The organism is Marivita sp. S2033 (assembly GCF_046592965.1).
Classification (GTDB): Bacteria; Pseudomonadota; Alphaproteobacteria; order Rhodobacterales; family Rhodobacteraceae; genus Marivita.
This window is the reverse complement of sequence record NZ_JBISBV010000006.1, coordinates 168,273-181,135: the sequence shown is the minus strand read 5'-3', so window position 1 is coordinate 181,135 and position 12,863 is coordinate 168,273. Positions and strand designations below refer to the sequence as shown.

Sequence of the window (12,863 nt, the reverse complement as noted above, 5' to 3'; positions counted from 1 at the left end):
CAATCCCTTGCGTGGGGTCGATCTTGCCACCGCCCGCCAGACAGCTACGGTTCGCCCCACGCAACGCCGCACAGGAGGCGCGATATGAGCGATCCCTATAACCCCGAAACCGAGGGCGCACAGATGGCGTTTGACGGGCGCATGGCCTATGCCGACTATCTGGGTCTTGACGCCATCCTGAGCGCGCAACACCCGCTGAGCCGCGCGCATGACGAGATGCTGTTCATCGTCCAGCACCAGACTTCGGAGCTCTGGATGCGGCTTGCGCTGCACGAGCTGCACGCGGCGCGCGACTTGATGGGGCAGGACGATATCCGCCCGGCCTTCAAGCTGCTGGCGCGGGTGACGCGGGTGTTTGAACAGCTGAATTCCGCCTGGGATGTGTTGCGCACCATGACGCCGAGCGATTACACCACGTTCCGCGAGGCATTGGGCCAAAGCTCGGGCTTTCAATCGGCGCAGTATCGCGAGATCGAATTTCTGCTGGGCAACCGCAACCGCGCGATGATCCGCCCCCATGCGCATCGCGCCGAGGTGGCTGCGCGGCTGGAGGCGGAGCTGGAGCGCCCGTCGCTTTACGACTGTGCGCTGGCGCGGCTGGAGCAGGCGGTGGACATCCCGCACGAGGCGCTGACGCGCGACCGCACCCAGCCACATGCGCCAAACAAAGCTGCGCAAGCGGCGTGGGCCAAAGTGTATTGCGATCCGGCGCGCCACTGGGATCTCTACGAACTGGCGGAAAAGCTGGTCGATCTTGAGGATTACTTCCGCCGCTGGCGGTTCAACCATGTCACAACGGTCGAGCGGATCATCGGCCTGAAACGCGGCACCGGCGGCACTGGCGGGGTGTCGTATCTCAAACGCATGCTTGAGGTGGAACTCTTCCCCGATCTCTGGCATCTGCGCACCGATCTCTGATGAAGGACATCTGCATGACCGATTTCACAGCCACGCGCGCCGCGTTTCATCTGCCCGAGGGCATGATCTATCTCGACGGCAATTCCCTTGGCCCCTTGCCCAAGGCCGCGACCGAGCGCGTGGCGCAGGTGGTGCGCGACGAGTGGGGCGACCATCTGATCACCGGCTGGAACGAGTGTGGCTGGATGCAGGCCCCTGCCCGCATGGGCGACCGCATTGGCAAGTTGATCGGCGCCGAGCCGGGGCATGTGGTGGTCGGGGACACCCTGTCGATCAAGGTCTATCAGGCGCTGGCCGCCGCGCTTGATCTCAATCCCGATCGCCGCGTGATCCTGTCGGATACGGGCAATTTCCCCTCCGATTTATATATGGCCGAAGGTCTGATCCGGCTCTTGGGGCCGGAGTATGAGCTGCGGCTGGTCGCGCCGGACAACGTGGCGGAGGCGATTACCGATGATGTGGCGGTGACCATGCTGACCGAAGTGGATTACCGCACCGGGCGTTTGCACGACATGGCCGATCTCACGCGCCGCGCGCATGAGGCGGGCGCGATCACGGTCTGGGATCTGGCCCATTCGGCGGGCGCGCTGCCGGTCGATCTTTCCGGTGCAGAGGCGGATTTCGCGGTGGGGTGCAGCTACAAGTTCCTCAATGGCGGCCCCGGCGCGCCGGCCTTCATCTACGTGGCGCCGCGCCACGCCGAGGCGGCGCAACCGGCCCTGTCGGGATGGCTCGGCCATGACCGCCCGTTTGCGTTCGATCTTGCCTACAGACCCGGCGAGGGCATCGCGCGGATGCGGGTCGGCACGCCGCCCATCGTGCAGATCGCTGCGCTGGAAGCGGCGATGGACGTATGGGACGGGGTCGATATGGGCGATCTGCGCGACCGCTGCATCGCGCTTTCGGAACGCTTCATCGCTGCGGTCGAGGCGGCCTGCCCCGAGATCGAACTGGCCAGCCCGCGCGATCCGCAGCAACGTGGCTCTCAGGTCAGCTTCCGCTTCGAGAACGGCTATGCGGCGATTCAGGCGCTTATCGCGCAAGGGGTGATCGGCGATTTTCGCGCGCCGGACATCATGCGCTTCGGGATCACGCCGCTTTATCTGGGCGAGTCCGAGATCGACGCCGCCGCAGAGGCGATCGCGCGGGTGATTGGCGACGGGCTTTGGAACAAGCCCGAATACCTGGCCCGCAAGGCCGTCACCTGAATTCAGGCGCTCTGGCGCGCCGGCACGCGCGCCCAGTCACGCACGGCGTCGCCAAAGGCATGGAACAAGGGTCGAGACACCGGATCATTGGTGGCGTTCCATTCCGGATGCCACTGCACCGACAAGGTAAATCCCGGCGCGTCCTTGATATAGGTCGCTTCGGGCGTGCCATCGGGCGCGTGGCCGTCGATCACGATCCGCGCACCGGGAGACTTGATCCCCTGTCCGTGCAGCGTGTTCGTCATCACCTCGCGGGCACCGAACAGGCGATGAAACACGCCGCCATCCGTCAGGGTGACGCAGTGGCGCAACGCGAATTTCTCTTCCAGCGTGCCATCGGGCGGCATCCGGTGGTTTTGTCGGCCGGGCAGATCGCGGATCTCGGGGTAAAGCGTGCCACCCATCGCCACATTCACCTCCTGAAAGCCGCGACAGATGCCGAGGAACGGCTGCCCGCGCTCGACACAGGCGCGGATCAGCGGCAGCGTGATCGCATCGCGTGCGCGGTCGAACGCGCCATGCGCCTCGGTCTCGGCCTCGCCATATTCCTCGGGATGCACGTTCGGGCGTCCGCCGGTGAACAGAAAGCCATCGCAAACCGCCATCAACTCTTCCACCGACACAAGGCGCGGATCGGCCGGCACCAGCAACGGCATGCACCCGGACACTTGCGCCACCGCTTCGGAGTTCATCAACCCCCCCGCGTGGGCGGGATATTCATTGTTGATGAGATGCTGGTTGCCGATAATGCCAACGACCGGTCGGGTCATGGACCTCTCCCTCAGATTTCCGCCACCAGTCCGACCGCTTCGATGCCTGCGGTGGCGGCAATCGCGTCATTGTCAGAGCTGTCGCCTGTGACTCCGACCGCCCCCAACACGCGGCCCTTGGCATCGCGCACCAGCACGCCGCCCTTGACCGGGATCACCCGCCCGCCGAACGCGCCATTCACGGCTGTGACGAAGTAGGGCTGTTCTTCGGCGCGCGCATTCTGTGCAGTGCCCCCCATGCCCAGCATGACCGAGCCATAGGCCTTGGCCCGCGCGATCTCGAACCGTCCGGGGCTGGCGCCGTCCTCACGCTCGAACGCCTTGACGTGACCGCCCGGATCAAGCACGACCACCGACAGTGGTTTCATCTCCGCCTCGCGGCCCTTTTCCAGCGTCTTGCGAATGATGGTGCGCGCGCGGCGCAGCGACAGTGATGGCATGTTGGTCTCCCCTCCCTCAGCCGCCCTCAGGCGAACAGATCGTGCGCCAGTTCCAGCGCATCAATCAGAACATCCACTTCTTTTTCCGTATTATAAAGCCCAAAAGACGCGCGGCACGTCGCGGTGACGCCCAAATGATCCATCAACGGCCCGGCGCAGTGATGCCCGGCGCGCACTGCAACGCCCTTCTTGTCGAGAATGGTCGAGACGTCATGCGCATGGCCCGCACCATCGAGCGTAAAGCTGAAGATCGCCGCCTTGTTCGGCGTCGTGCCCTGCACCTGAAGCCAGTTCAGCCCGTCCAGCCGGGTGCGCGCATAGTCGCGCAGACGGGTTTCATGGGCGGCGATGTTCTCCATCCCCAACCCCATCATGTACTCCAGCGCAACGCCAAGGCCGATCTGCTGCACGATGCCGGGGGTGCCCGCCTCGAACATCATCGGCGGGTCGTTCCAGGTGATCTCGTCCTTGTGGACCTCGCGGATCATGTCGCCGCCGCCCATGAAGGGGCGCATCTCGGCCATCCGCTCGCGGCGCATGAAGATCGCGCCAGAGGCGGACGGACCATAGAGCTTGTGTCCGGTGATCGCATAGAAATCGCAGCCCAGATCATCGACCTTGACCGGCATGTGAACCGCCGCCTGACTGCCATCGATCAGCGTAGCGATGCCGCGATCGCGTGCCGCGTCGCAGATGGTTTTGACATCCACCACCGTGCCCAGCACGTTGGACAGATGCGTCACCGCCACCAGTTTGGTGCGCGGCCCCATCGAGTCGATGACCGCTTGCGGATCAAGATAGCCGGTGCTGTCCACATCGATCCACTTGATGACCACCCCCTGCCGCTCGCGCAGGAAATGCCAGGGCACGATATTGGCGTGATGCTCCATCACCGACAGGATGATCTCATCGCCCGCCTTGAGGTTCGGCATCGCCCAGCCATAGGCGACGGTGTTGATCCCCATCGTGGTGCCGGTGTTCATCACGATCTGGCCTTCATCGGCCACGCCAAGGAATTTCGCGATGATCCCGCGCGTTGCCTCGTATTTGTCGGTGGCGAGGTTCGACAGGTAATGCAGCCCGCGATGCACGTTGGCGTATTCGTCGCCATACGCCTGCGTGATCGCGTCGATCACCACTTTGGGCTTTTGCGCGCTTGCCCCATTGTCCAGGTAAACCAGCGGCTTGCCGTTCACTTCGCGCGACAGGATCGGAAAATCCGCGCGTATTTCATCTATGTCATACATATCCAGAAAGCCCTCCGGCTTGCACGCCCAACAGGCTGAATATCACGCTCAGCCCGAGCATCATGCCCACAACAGCCAAGATCAGGATCACCCCTGCCTTGAGCACGCCGCCCGTATCGTGGGCGACAGCGATAAAGTTCACAAAAATCCACACCCCAAGGAGCGACGCCGCAGTGATGACGATCCCCGAAATCATCATGCTGGCGGGCCCAAGCAACACCACAACGCCCTGCACCAGCACGCGCAACGCCTGCAACCAGATCACCAGAATGGCGATATCCGCAAAACTTGCGTTGCCGCCAAGCGGTCGGCCGCACAGCGTCACGGCAACCACCAGTGCCGCGACAGACGCGGCCAGCATCGCGGCGAACACGATCGGGCTGGCCAGCAACGGGCCAAGCATGTCGTCGACCGGCGTGACGAACATCGACAGCGAGAACACCAGCGTGTTCAGAACGATCACAAGCGCGAATGCCAGCCAGAGTACCTGCGACGGCAGCCTGAGCGCCAGCAGCAGCCGCGCCACGTCGCGCGGCGCCATCACCGTGTTCAACGCGAGCCGGAAAAAACCCTCAAAGGTCACGACGCGCTCCCGCGATAGGCGGCCAGCATCCCCGCACCCCAGAACCACAAGAAGACGGCGAACCAGAGACCGCCCACAAGCGTCAATTCGACGCCCGGCCCGATAAATCCGGCGACCAACCCGTGCAGCAGGATCAGCGGGCTTGACGCCAGAAGACTCCAGAACAGCACCAGCCGCGCGTTATAAGACGGCCCCTTGCCGCGAAAAAGCCGCGCGATCCAATGCACGACAAATGCCAATGCATAAAGCAGCAACGGAAGCAGAAACACCGTTCCCATCAGCGTTGTGCTGAGCAACATGTTCAGCTCTTCACCCTGCAAATAGGCGTCGCGCGCCAGCGCAGGCCAGCGCGCGACGAACAGGATCACGCACGCGCCCATCAGGATCGCCAAGGCACGATCCTCGCGCTGGCCGGCGTCAAGCAGACGGCGCATCACCTTGCCGGGGCGTCGGTAGGTGGCCGCGATGTCTCGGGTGAACGGCATAAATCGAACTAGCCGCGCCGGCGCGACAGCCACGCCTCCACCAGAATATTGATCTCGTCCTGAAGCGCCTCGTCCTCGATTTCCATCACCGCTTCCGCGAGGAAGGCGATGGTCAGAAGGTCGGTCGCCGGCCCCTCTTCGATGCCGCGCGACCGCAGGTAAAACAGACCTTCGTCATCAATCGCGCCCGAGGTGGAGCCATGTGAACAGGCCACGTCATCGGCATAGATCTCGAGTTCCGGCTTGGCGAGGAACTGGCTGTCTTCATCCAGCAGCAGCGACTGGCTGATCTGGTAGCCGTCGGTTTTCTGAGCGCCGTCCTTGACAAGGATCTTGCCCTGAAACACACCCGTCGCGCCGTTGCGCAGCACCTTCTTATACACCTGACGGCTTTCGCAATTCACCGCGTCATGGGTGACGAACACCGTGTCGTCATGGTGGAAATCGCCATCACCGACGCAGGCTCCGGCAACATGCGCAATCGCGTTGTCACCTGTCAGTTCGATCACACATTCGTTGCGCGTGAGAACACCATTTGCCGTCAGCGTGAAGGATTTGAATACAGATTCCTCGCCCAGACGGGTAAAGATCGCCGTCGCCGCGCGGCGCTCATGGTCGCGCCCTTGCACCCGAACATGATGGAACGTGCCACCATCCGCGACCTCGACCTCCATCACCTTGTTCAGGCGCGACGCTGCCGGGCCGTTCTCCAACACGGTCAGTTCCGCGCCGCTGTCGATCTTCACAACATGGTGCAAGAACACATCAGAAGCCTCTGATACATGACGATAAATCACGTTGATCGGCTTGGGGCACCTGCCCGTTGCATGGATCAGCACCCCGTCCGCGGCAAAGGCAGTGTTCAACGTCGCCAATGGGCGATGCACCGGGGTCTGTCCGCGCGCTTCAAGAACGCCGTACAAGTCCTTGGCCCAATGGATGTCTTTACTCTCGGCCAGCCGGTCTATCGAGACATGCTCCAAGGCCAGCACGTCGGATGCGTCGGCGTCAAACACACCGTCAACAAAGACGATCTTCAGGCTGTCCACCTCGCCAAACACCGGTGCATCGGTATCCTCGAACACCGCCGCCTTCGGCGCATCGGGTTGCACCAGCGTGTCGGGCCGGGTGTATTTCCAGTACTCATCGCGCGCGTTCGGCAGACCCATCGCCCGCACCCGCGCCACAGCATCCTTGCGCGCCGCATCCGACCAGCCGCCTTGCGGAAGGTCGAGCGCCGCCAGACGCGCCTCTGTCGCGTCCTGCTTGATTTGGGGCAAAGCCATTACACTGCCTCCGCCAGAATGTCCGCATAGCCGTTGTTTTCAACTTCCAGCGCCAGTTCCGGTCCACCCGTTTTGACAATCCGGCCATCGGCCATGATGTGCACAACATCCGGTTTGATGTGATCCAGCAGACGCTGGTAGTGCGTGATCACCAGAAATCCGCGCCCGGCGTCGCGCAGCGCGTTCACGCCGTCCGCAACCAGTTTCATCGCATCCACGTCCAGACCCGAATCCGTTTCGTCCAGAATGCACATCTTCGGCTCCAGCATCGCCATTTGCAGGATCTCGTTGCGCTTTTTCTCGCCGCCCGAAAATCCGACGTTGACGGGACGTTTGAGCATGTCCGCGTCGATCTTCAGCTCTTTCGCACGGGCCCGGATTTCCTTGAGGAAATCGGTCGCCGACATCTCGTCCTGCCCGCGCGCCTTGCGTTGCGCGTTTACCGCTGTGCGCAGAAAGGTCATGTTGCCGACACCGGGAATCTCCACCGGATACTGGAAGGCCAGAAACAGCCCCGCCGCCGCGCGCTCTTCCGGTTCCATCGCGAGGATGTCCTGGCCTTCGAGCGTTGCCGTACCTTCGGTCACCTCATACCCGTCGCGCCCGGACAAGACATAAGACAGGGTCGATTTGCCGGACCCGTTCGGACCCATGATCGCATGCACCTTGCCCGCTTCAACGGTCAGGTCCACACCCTTCAGGATCTTCTTGTCTTCTTCCGCAAGTTCGACATGCAGGTTCTTGATATTCAGCATTTTCTTCCCCTTCAAACGTAGTCTCCGACCGCCCTGCGGTCAGAAGGATTTTGTGTAGAGCGTCAGGATTTCCGTCAGATCGCGCTTCGGCAATTCCGTCGGAACAATTTCGAAGCGCGCCATCCGGTCACGGATTTCGGCCGGTTTGACGAACGCCTCGACGCGGGCATACGATTTGCGCCCAACATAGTCGTCGAAAAGCAGCGTCAGCGGTTTTTCAGTGCGCAGCATCGCAGTTATCAAACAGGCCGCACGAAAGCGTCCGTCAACCATCACCAGATCAGGCGCCTGGAACCCGTCGATGTCCCATACGGAGTTCGGATAGCGGTGATAGCGCGCCCACTCGTCGTCGTTTTTCGGCCGCCCCCATTTGCCGACCTTTCCGATATTGGCGTGATGCATGACGACCGGCGAGCGGCCCGGATTCGCATCAAGATAGCTCTGCATCATGGCGCACCATTTCGCGTCGGATTCGACCGAGTAAATGGTCTTGCCACTCATCTCCGAGGCCAGAACCGTCGAACCGCCGCTGCCATATTCCAGGATCGTCGTGGCGTTCTGATAGTGCGCACGCACCCAGTCACCAACCTCATCCGGAAAGGTCAGGACCGGTCTTTCAATAACGTTGTCTGGCGCTATCACGATCAAAAGCCCTTCTCGACCTAAGTCTAACCCCGATCCGTCAGCACAGCCGTGCCGCTGACCGATACCATCAGCATCGAGTTGCCGACCACCTCGTAATCCAGATCGACGCCGACCACCGCGTTGGCCCCGAGGGCCGAGGCGCGCTGTTCCAACTCGCGCATCGCCACGTCGCGCGCGTCTTGCAGCTTGGCTTCATAGGCGCCCGATCGACCACCGACGATATCGGTGATCGACGCGAACAGATCGCGCACGACGTTCGCGCCCATGATCGCTTCACCGACAACGATGCCCTTGTAGTCGAGGATCTTGTGGCCCTCGATGGAATGTGTGGTCGTGACGATCATCGTTTACGCTCTTTCATCCAGTAATAGATCAGCTGACCCCCGCCATAAACGAGCGCGAAGATCAGCGTGGTGTATGACGCCTCGGCGACGGTCCACATGTCGCCGTCGAAAAACCGAAACGCCGTGTTCAGGCCAAGGAAGACCAGCGCCGCGAAAAGGGTGCCAAGCGCAACGCCCCTCATCAGCCGACCGATCCCTCAAGCGAGATCGCCACAAGCTGCTGCGCTTCCATCGCAAATTCCATCGGCAACGCCTGCAACACATCGCGGCAGAAGCCGTTGACGACCAGCGCCACCGCCTCTTCCTCGTCCATGCCGCGCTGGCGGCAATAGAACAGCTGGTCGTCATCCACCTTGGATGTCGTCGCCTCGTGTTCGACGCGCGAGGAATTGTTCTTGACCTCGATATACGGCACCGTATGCGCCCCGCACTTGTCGCCAATCAGCAAGCTGTCGCACTGCGTGAAATTGCGGCTGTTCTTGGCCTTGGGGTGCATCGACACCAGACCGCGATAGGTGTTCTGCGCGCGGCCCGCACTGATGCCCTTGGACACGATCCGGCTCTTGGTATTCTTGCCCAGATGGATCATCTTGGTGCCGGTATCGGCCTGCTGCATGTTGTTGGTGATGGCGATCGAATAGAACTCGCCCTGGCTGTCGTCGCCGCGCAGGATGCAGGAGGGGTATTTCCATGTCACCGCCGATCCGGTCTCGACCTGCGTCCACATCACCTTGGACCGTGCGCCCCGGCAATCGGCACGCTTGGTGACAAAGTTGTAGATGCCGCCCTTGCCGTTCTCATCACCGGGATACCAGTTCTGGACGGTGGAATACTTCACCTCCGCATCTTCCTCGACTATGATTTCAACAACCGCCGCATGAAGCTGCGCCACGTCGCGCTGCGGTGCGGTACAGCCTTCGAGATAGCTGACGTAAGAGCCCTTGTCGGCAATGATCAGCGTCCGCTCGAACTGGCCGGTGTTCTCCGCGTTGATGCGGAAATAGGTGGAAAGCTCCATCGGGCAGCGCACGCCCGGCGGCACATAGACAAACGATCCGTCGGAAAAGACCGCGGAGTTGAGCGTCGCGTAATAATTGTCAGAGACAGGAACAACGGTGCCAAGATATTTCTTGACGAGCTCAGGATGCTCCTTGATCGCTTCCGAAATCGAGCAGAAGATCACACCGGCGGCGCGCAATTCCTTCTGGAAGGTCGTGCCCACTGAAACGGAGTCAAACACCGCATCGACCGCCACCTTGCGCACTTCCTCGCCGCCGCCGACCCGGCCTTCGGCGGCCGCGCCCTCGGCGCCCTCGACGCCGGCAAGGATCATCTGCTCCTTGAGCGGAATCCCCAGCTTTTCATAGGTCGCCAGCAGCTTGGGATCGACCTCGTCGAGCGACTTGGGTTTCACTTCCATGCTCTTGGGCCGCGCGTAGTAATACTGGTCCTGAAAGTCGATCTCGGGATACTCGACCATCGCCCATTTTGGCTCTTCCTTTTGCAACCAGCGCTCGTATGCCGCCAGCCGCCACTCGGTCATCCATTCGGGTTCTTCGTTCTTCTCCGAGATCAGGCGGACGATATCGGTGTTCAGCCCCTTGGGGGCGTAGTCCATCTCGATATCGGTGTTCCAGCCGTACTTGTAAGCTCCGCCTACCTCGCGCACCGCATCGACGGTCTCCTGATCCACGCCTTCCTTGACGATGGTCTCATTATCCAAAGCAGCCATGCTTGCACCTCTTGATTGCCTCACGCGGCCCGCGCGCGGTGTTTTTCCCATTTCGCCAGCCATGTCTCCACGAACCGGCCCACCTCATCTTCGGTGGTCTCGGGCCCCAGCGACACGCGGATCGCGCTTGCAGCCAGTGCCTCGTCATATCCCATCGCGGTCAACACCGCGCTGGCCTTAACCTTGCCGCTGGAACAGGCGGATCCCGCACTGATCGCGAATCCCGCCAGGTCCATCTGCATCACCTGAGTCTCGCCTTTCCAGCCGGGTGTGACGAAACACGACGTGTTGGGCAACCGTGTCGCCCCTTTCCCGACAAAAATAGTCTCTTTTGCCGCAGCTGCAATAGATGAATTTAGAATGTTTCTAAGTTTTTCCACCCGCGACCAGGTTCCAGCCTCCAGATCGCGCACCGCAGCCTCGGCTGCCGCGCCGAAACCGGCGATCCCGATCACGTTCTCGGTGCCCGACCGGCGGCCCATTTCCTGTCCACCGCCCCTGATACGGGCAGTAATGTCCGTCCCACGCCTGACCACCAACGCGCCAATACCTTTAGGCCCACCCAGCTTATGCGCCGAGATCAGGGCCATCTCGCAGCCCAGCCAGTTGAATGCGACCGGTATCTTGCCAAAGGCTTGGGTGGCATCCACCACGGCCACACCTTGGGGAAGCTGCTGGATGATCCCCGTTTCGGAATTGGCCAGTTGCACCGCCGATCGCGCCGGATCATCCACGCCGACGCGCCCATCCGCGTCGACCGGCAAGCCCGGCGTGATCCAGCTTCGCACCGCATCATGCTCGATGTCCGACCCGCTGAGATCACGCCCGGCGCACGCCAGCGCCGCCGCTTCGGTCGCGCCGGACACAAAGATCACATCCGCGCCGTCCGCCCCGAAGGCCGTCGCCACCTGCGTCCGCGCCCGCTCGACCAGCGCCTTGGCGGCGCGTCCTTCGGCATGAACCGACGACGGGTTGCCCACCACGTCCATTGCCGCGATCATCGCCGCGCGCGCCTCTCTCCGCAAAGGGGTCGTGGCATTGTGATCCAGATAGACCCGCGACATCAGCCAGGTCCCGGCTTCTCTGGTTCAGAAATACCTCGGGGAGCACGAGGGGCTGGCCCCTCGTTCCACCGCAAGCCGCCAGTGCAGCATGACTGCCTCACGTCTCGTCCACCACGGCAAACAGCGTCGGAACCGCCGGACAGGGCGCGAGCCCGTTGTTCACGACATCCGACAACCGGGTCTGGTGCAAAAAGACATAGACATGCGCCGACAACCCCTCCCACAAACGGTTCGTCATCGACTGCGCCCGGCTGCCCGACAACCCGCCCGACGCGCCCGCACCCTTGTGCATCGCATCGACCGTCTCATCGACCGCCGACAGAACATCGACGACACGGATTTCGCTGGCAGGCTTTGCGAGTCGGTAACCGCCGCCCGGCCCACGGACCGAGGCCACCAGCCCGGCGCGGCGCAATTTGACGAACAATTGTTCAAGATAGGGCAACGACACGTCCTGGCGCTGCGCGATATCGCCCAGCGTCACCAACCCGCCCTCCGGCTGGAGCGCGATATCCGCCAGCGCCACCATTGCGTACCGCCCCTTTGTGCTCAGCTTCATGGTCGTCCCTTCCAAGCCCGTTGCGCACAATTGACCTTGGCAGATCAATTGCCTATGTGCGGATAACCAATTCGGGATCGCCCCGGATTTAGAACCGTTCTAAAATGCCTGAGCGAAGTTGTCAAATTTCCACGACACACCGCTCATGCCCCAGTCAGGAGCCACCCCCGCCCATGCCCGAGGTGATTTTTCCCGGACCCGAAGGCCGCCTCGAAGGCCGCTATCATCCGCAAAAAGAAAGCGATGCCCCGATTGCCATCATCCTGCATCCGCATCCGCAATTCGGCGGCACGATGAATAACAAGGTGGTGTATAACCTGCATTATGCCTTTTACAACATGGGCTTCACCGTGCTCCGTTTCAACTTTCGCGGTGTCGGGCGCAGCCAGGGCGAATACGATCAGGGTGTGGGCGAATTGAGTGACGCCGCCTCGGCGCTCGACTACCTGCAATCGATGAACAACAACTCCAAGCATTGCTGGGTCGCGGGCTTCAGTTTCGGTGCGTGGATCGGAATGCAGCTGCTGATGCGCCGGCCTGAAATCACCGGTTTCATCTCGGTCAGCCCGCCGGCGAACATGTATGATTTCTCGTTCCTCGCGCCCTGCCCGTCCTCGGGACTGATCATCAACGGCACCGGAGACCGGGTCGCACCGCCCGCGGACACGACCAATCTCGTTGCCAAGCTGGCCGAGCAGAAGGGCATCACCGTCACCCATACCGAAATCGAAGGCGCGGACCATTTCTTCAAGGAACCGCATATGGACACGATGATCGACCACGTGACCACCTATGTGAAACGCCGCCTCACCGAAAACACCCGTTAA

The 12,863-nt window shown here is 61.9% G+C and carries 16 protein-coding genes; 3 read left to right on the top strand and 13 right to left on the bottom strand.

Annotated elements, in window-relative coordinates:
• Positions 1-84 precede the first annotated feature (84 nt).
• Both kynA and kynU read left to right on the top strand, forming a co-directional pair.
• Positions 85-918 carry a tryptophan 2,3-dioxygenase gene (gene kynA, locus ACGKZZ_RS12320; RefSeq protein ID WP_411223866.1) on the top strand — a complete coding sequence of 278 codons (834 nt, stop codon included), beginning with the start codon at positions 85-87 and terminating at the stop codon, positions 916-918.
• A 14-nt stretch (positions 919-932) separates the two neighbouring features.
• A complete protein-coding gene (gene kynU / locus ACGKZZ_RS12315) occupies positions 933-2,126 on the top strand; it encodes a kynureninase (RefSeq protein ID WP_411223865.1) in 1,194 nt (397 codons plus the stop codon).
• A 2-nt stretch (positions 2,127-2,128) separates the two neighbouring features.
• On the opposite strand, the gene ACGKZZ_RS12310 is transcribed toward kynU, so the two are convergent.
• From ACGKZZ_RS12310 to ACGKZZ_RS12250, 13 genes are all read right to left on the bottom strand, one after another.
• Positions 2,129-2,896 (bottom strand): gamma-glutamyl-gamma-aminobutyrate hydrolase family protein, encoded by a 768-nt coding sequence (locus ACGKZZ_RS12310; protein WP_411223864.1) that lies wholly within the window; start codon positions 2,894-2,896, stop codon positions 2,129-2,131.
• 11 nt (positions 2,897-2,907) lie between these two features.
• Entirely contained in the window at positions 2,908-3,336 is a 429-nt protein-coding gene (locus ACGKZZ_RS12305; protein WP_411223863.1) for a GlcG/HbpS family heme-binding protein, read from the bottom strand.
• A gap of 26 nt (positions 3,337-3,362) precedes the next feature.
• Positions 3,363-4,583, bottom strand: coding sequence for a cysteine desulfurase (locus ACGKZZ_RS12300; protein ID WP_411223862.1), 1,221 nt, complete (start codon positions 4,581-4,583; stop codon positions 3,363-3,365).
• Positions 4,576-5,166 carry a YIP1 family protein gene (locus ACGKZZ_RS12295; protein WP_411223861.1) on the bottom strand — a complete coding sequence of 197 codons (591 nt, stop codon included), beginning with the start codon at positions 5,164-5,166 and terminating at the stop codon, positions 4,576-4,578. Before ACGKZZ_RS12295 ends, ACGKZZ_RS12300 begins: the two co-directional genes overlap by 8 nt.
• Positions 5,163-5,651 (bottom strand): YIP1 family protein, encoded by a 489-nt coding sequence (locus tag ACGKZZ_RS12290; RefSeq protein WP_411223860.1) that lies wholly within the window; start codon positions 5,649-5,651, stop codon positions 5,163-5,165. Before ACGKZZ_RS12290 ends, ACGKZZ_RS12295 begins: the two co-directional genes overlap by 4 nt.
• A gap of 8 nt (positions 5,652-5,659) precedes the next feature.
• Positions 5,660-6,937 (bottom strand): SufB/SufD family protein, encoded by a 1,278-nt coding sequence (locus ACGKZZ_RS12285; RefSeq protein ID WP_411223859.1) that lies wholly within the window; start codon positions 6,935-6,937, stop codon positions 5,660-5,662.
• Positions 6,937-7,692, bottom strand: a complete 756-nt coding sequence (gene sufC / locus ACGKZZ_RS12280) for a Fe-S cluster assembly ATPase SufC (RefSeq protein WP_411223858.1) — start codon at positions 7,690-7,692, stop codon at positions 6,937-6,939. Before sufC ends, ACGKZZ_RS12285 begins: the two co-directional genes overlap by 1 nt.
• Before the next feature lie 39 nt (positions 7,693-7,731).
• Positions 7,732-8,334 (bottom strand): hypothetical protein, encoded by a 603-nt coding sequence (locus ACGKZZ_RS12275; protein ID WP_411223857.1) that lies wholly within the window; start codon positions 8,332-8,334, stop codon positions 7,732-7,734.
• 26 nt (positions 8,335-8,360) lie between these two features.
• Complete coding sequence (locus ACGKZZ_RS12270; RefSeq protein ID WP_411223856.1) at positions 8,361-8,681, bottom strand: heavy metal-binding domain-containing protein; 321 nt, start codon at positions 8,679-8,681, stop codon at positions 8,361-8,363.
• A complete protein-coding gene (locus ACGKZZ_RS12265; RefSeq protein WP_411223855.1) occupies positions 8,678-8,863 on the bottom strand; it encodes a hypothetical protein in 186 nt (61 codons plus the stop codon). The genes ACGKZZ_RS12270 and ACGKZZ_RS12265 overlap by 4 nt, the downstream gene beginning before the upstream one ends.
• Entirely contained in the window at positions 8,863-10,413 is a 1,551-nt protein-coding gene (gene sufB, locus ACGKZZ_RS12260; protein ID WP_411223854.1) for a Fe-S cluster assembly protein SufB, read from the bottom strand. The genes ACGKZZ_RS12265 and sufB overlap by 1 nt, the downstream gene beginning before the upstream one ends.
• 20 nt (positions 10,414-10,433) lie before the next feature.
• Positions 10,434-11,477 (bottom strand): cysteine desulfurase family protein, encoded by a 1,044-nt coding sequence (locus ACGKZZ_RS12255; RefSeq protein ID WP_411223853.1) that lies wholly within the window; start codon positions 11,475-11,477, stop codon positions 10,434-10,436.
• Positions 11,478-11,574: 97 nt separating this feature from the next.
• Positions 11,575-12,036: an Rrf2 family transcriptional regulator gene (locus ACGKZZ_RS12250; protein ID WP_411223852.1), complete on the bottom strand. Its 462-nt coding sequence runs from the start codon at positions 12,034-12,036 to the stop codon at positions 11,575-11,577.
• Between the two features lie 173 nt (positions 12,037-12,209).
• Here ACGKZZ_RS12250 and ACGKZZ_RS12245 point away from each other — a divergent pair, with 173 nt between their 5' ends.
• A complete protein-coding gene (locus ACGKZZ_RS12245; RefSeq protein WP_411223851.1) occupies positions 12,210-12,863 on the top strand; it encodes an alpha/beta hydrolase in 654 nt (217 codons plus the stop codon).

Excerpts from the sequence above, each read along its gene's own strand:
- ACGKZZ_RS12245 (WP_411223851.1), top strand. The coding sequence starts at position 12,210 with ATGCCCGAGGTGATTTTTCCCGGACCCGAAGGCCGCCTCGAAGGCCGC.
- ACGKZZ_RS12285 (WP_411223859.1), bottom strand. The coding sequence starts at position 6,937 with ATGGCTTTGCCCCAAATCAAGCAGGACGCGACAGAGGCGCGTCTGGCG.
- ACGKZZ_RS12255 (WP_411223853.1), bottom strand. The coding sequence starts at position 11,477 with ATGTCGCGGGTCTATCTGGATCACAATGCCACGACCCCTTTGCGGAGA.
- ACGKZZ_RS12270 (WP_411223856.1), bottom strand. The coding sequence starts at position 8,681 with ATGATCGTCACGACCACACATTCCATCGAGGGCCACAAGATCCTCGAC.
- sufB (WP_411223854.1), bottom strand. The coding sequence starts at position 10,413 with ATGGCTGCTTTGGATAATGAGACCATCGTCAAGGAAGGCGTGGATCAG.
- sufC (WP_411223858.1), bottom strand. The coding sequence starts at position 7,692 with ATGCTGAATATCAAGAACCTGCATGTCGAACTTGCGGAAGAAGACAAG.
- kynA (WP_411223866.1), top strand. The coding sequence starts at position 85 with ATGAGCGATCCCTATAACCCCGAAACCGAGGGCGCACAGATGGCGTTT.
- ACGKZZ_RS12310 (WP_411223864.1), bottom strand. The coding sequence starts at position 2,896 with ATGACCCGACCGGTCGTTGGCATTATCGGCAACCAGCATCTCATCAAC.
- ACGKZZ_RS12300 (WP_411223862.1), bottom strand. The coding sequence starts at position 4,583 with ATGTATGACATAGATGAAATACGCGCGGATTTTCCGATCCTGTCGCGC.
- ACGKZZ_RS12305 (WP_411223863.1), bottom strand. The coding sequence starts at position 3,336 with ATGCCATCACTGTCGCTGCGCCGCGCGCGCACCATCATTCGCAAGACG.
- ACGKZZ_RS12250 (WP_411223852.1), bottom strand. The coding sequence starts at position 12,036 with ATGAAGCTGAGCACAAAGGGGCGGTACGCAATGGTGGCGCTGGCGGAT.
- ACGKZZ_RS12265 (WP_411223855.1), bottom strand. The coding sequence starts at position 8,863 with ATGAGGGGCGTTGCGCTTGGCACCCTTTTCGCGGCGCTGGTCTTCCTT.
- ACGKZZ_RS12290 (WP_411223860.1), bottom strand. The coding sequence starts at position 5,651 with ATGCCGTTCACCCGAGACATCGCGGCCACCTACCGACGCCCCGGCAAG.
- kynU (WP_411223865.1), top strand. The coding sequence starts at position 933 with ATGACCGATTTCACAGCCACGCGCGCCGCGTTTCATCTGCCCGAGGGC.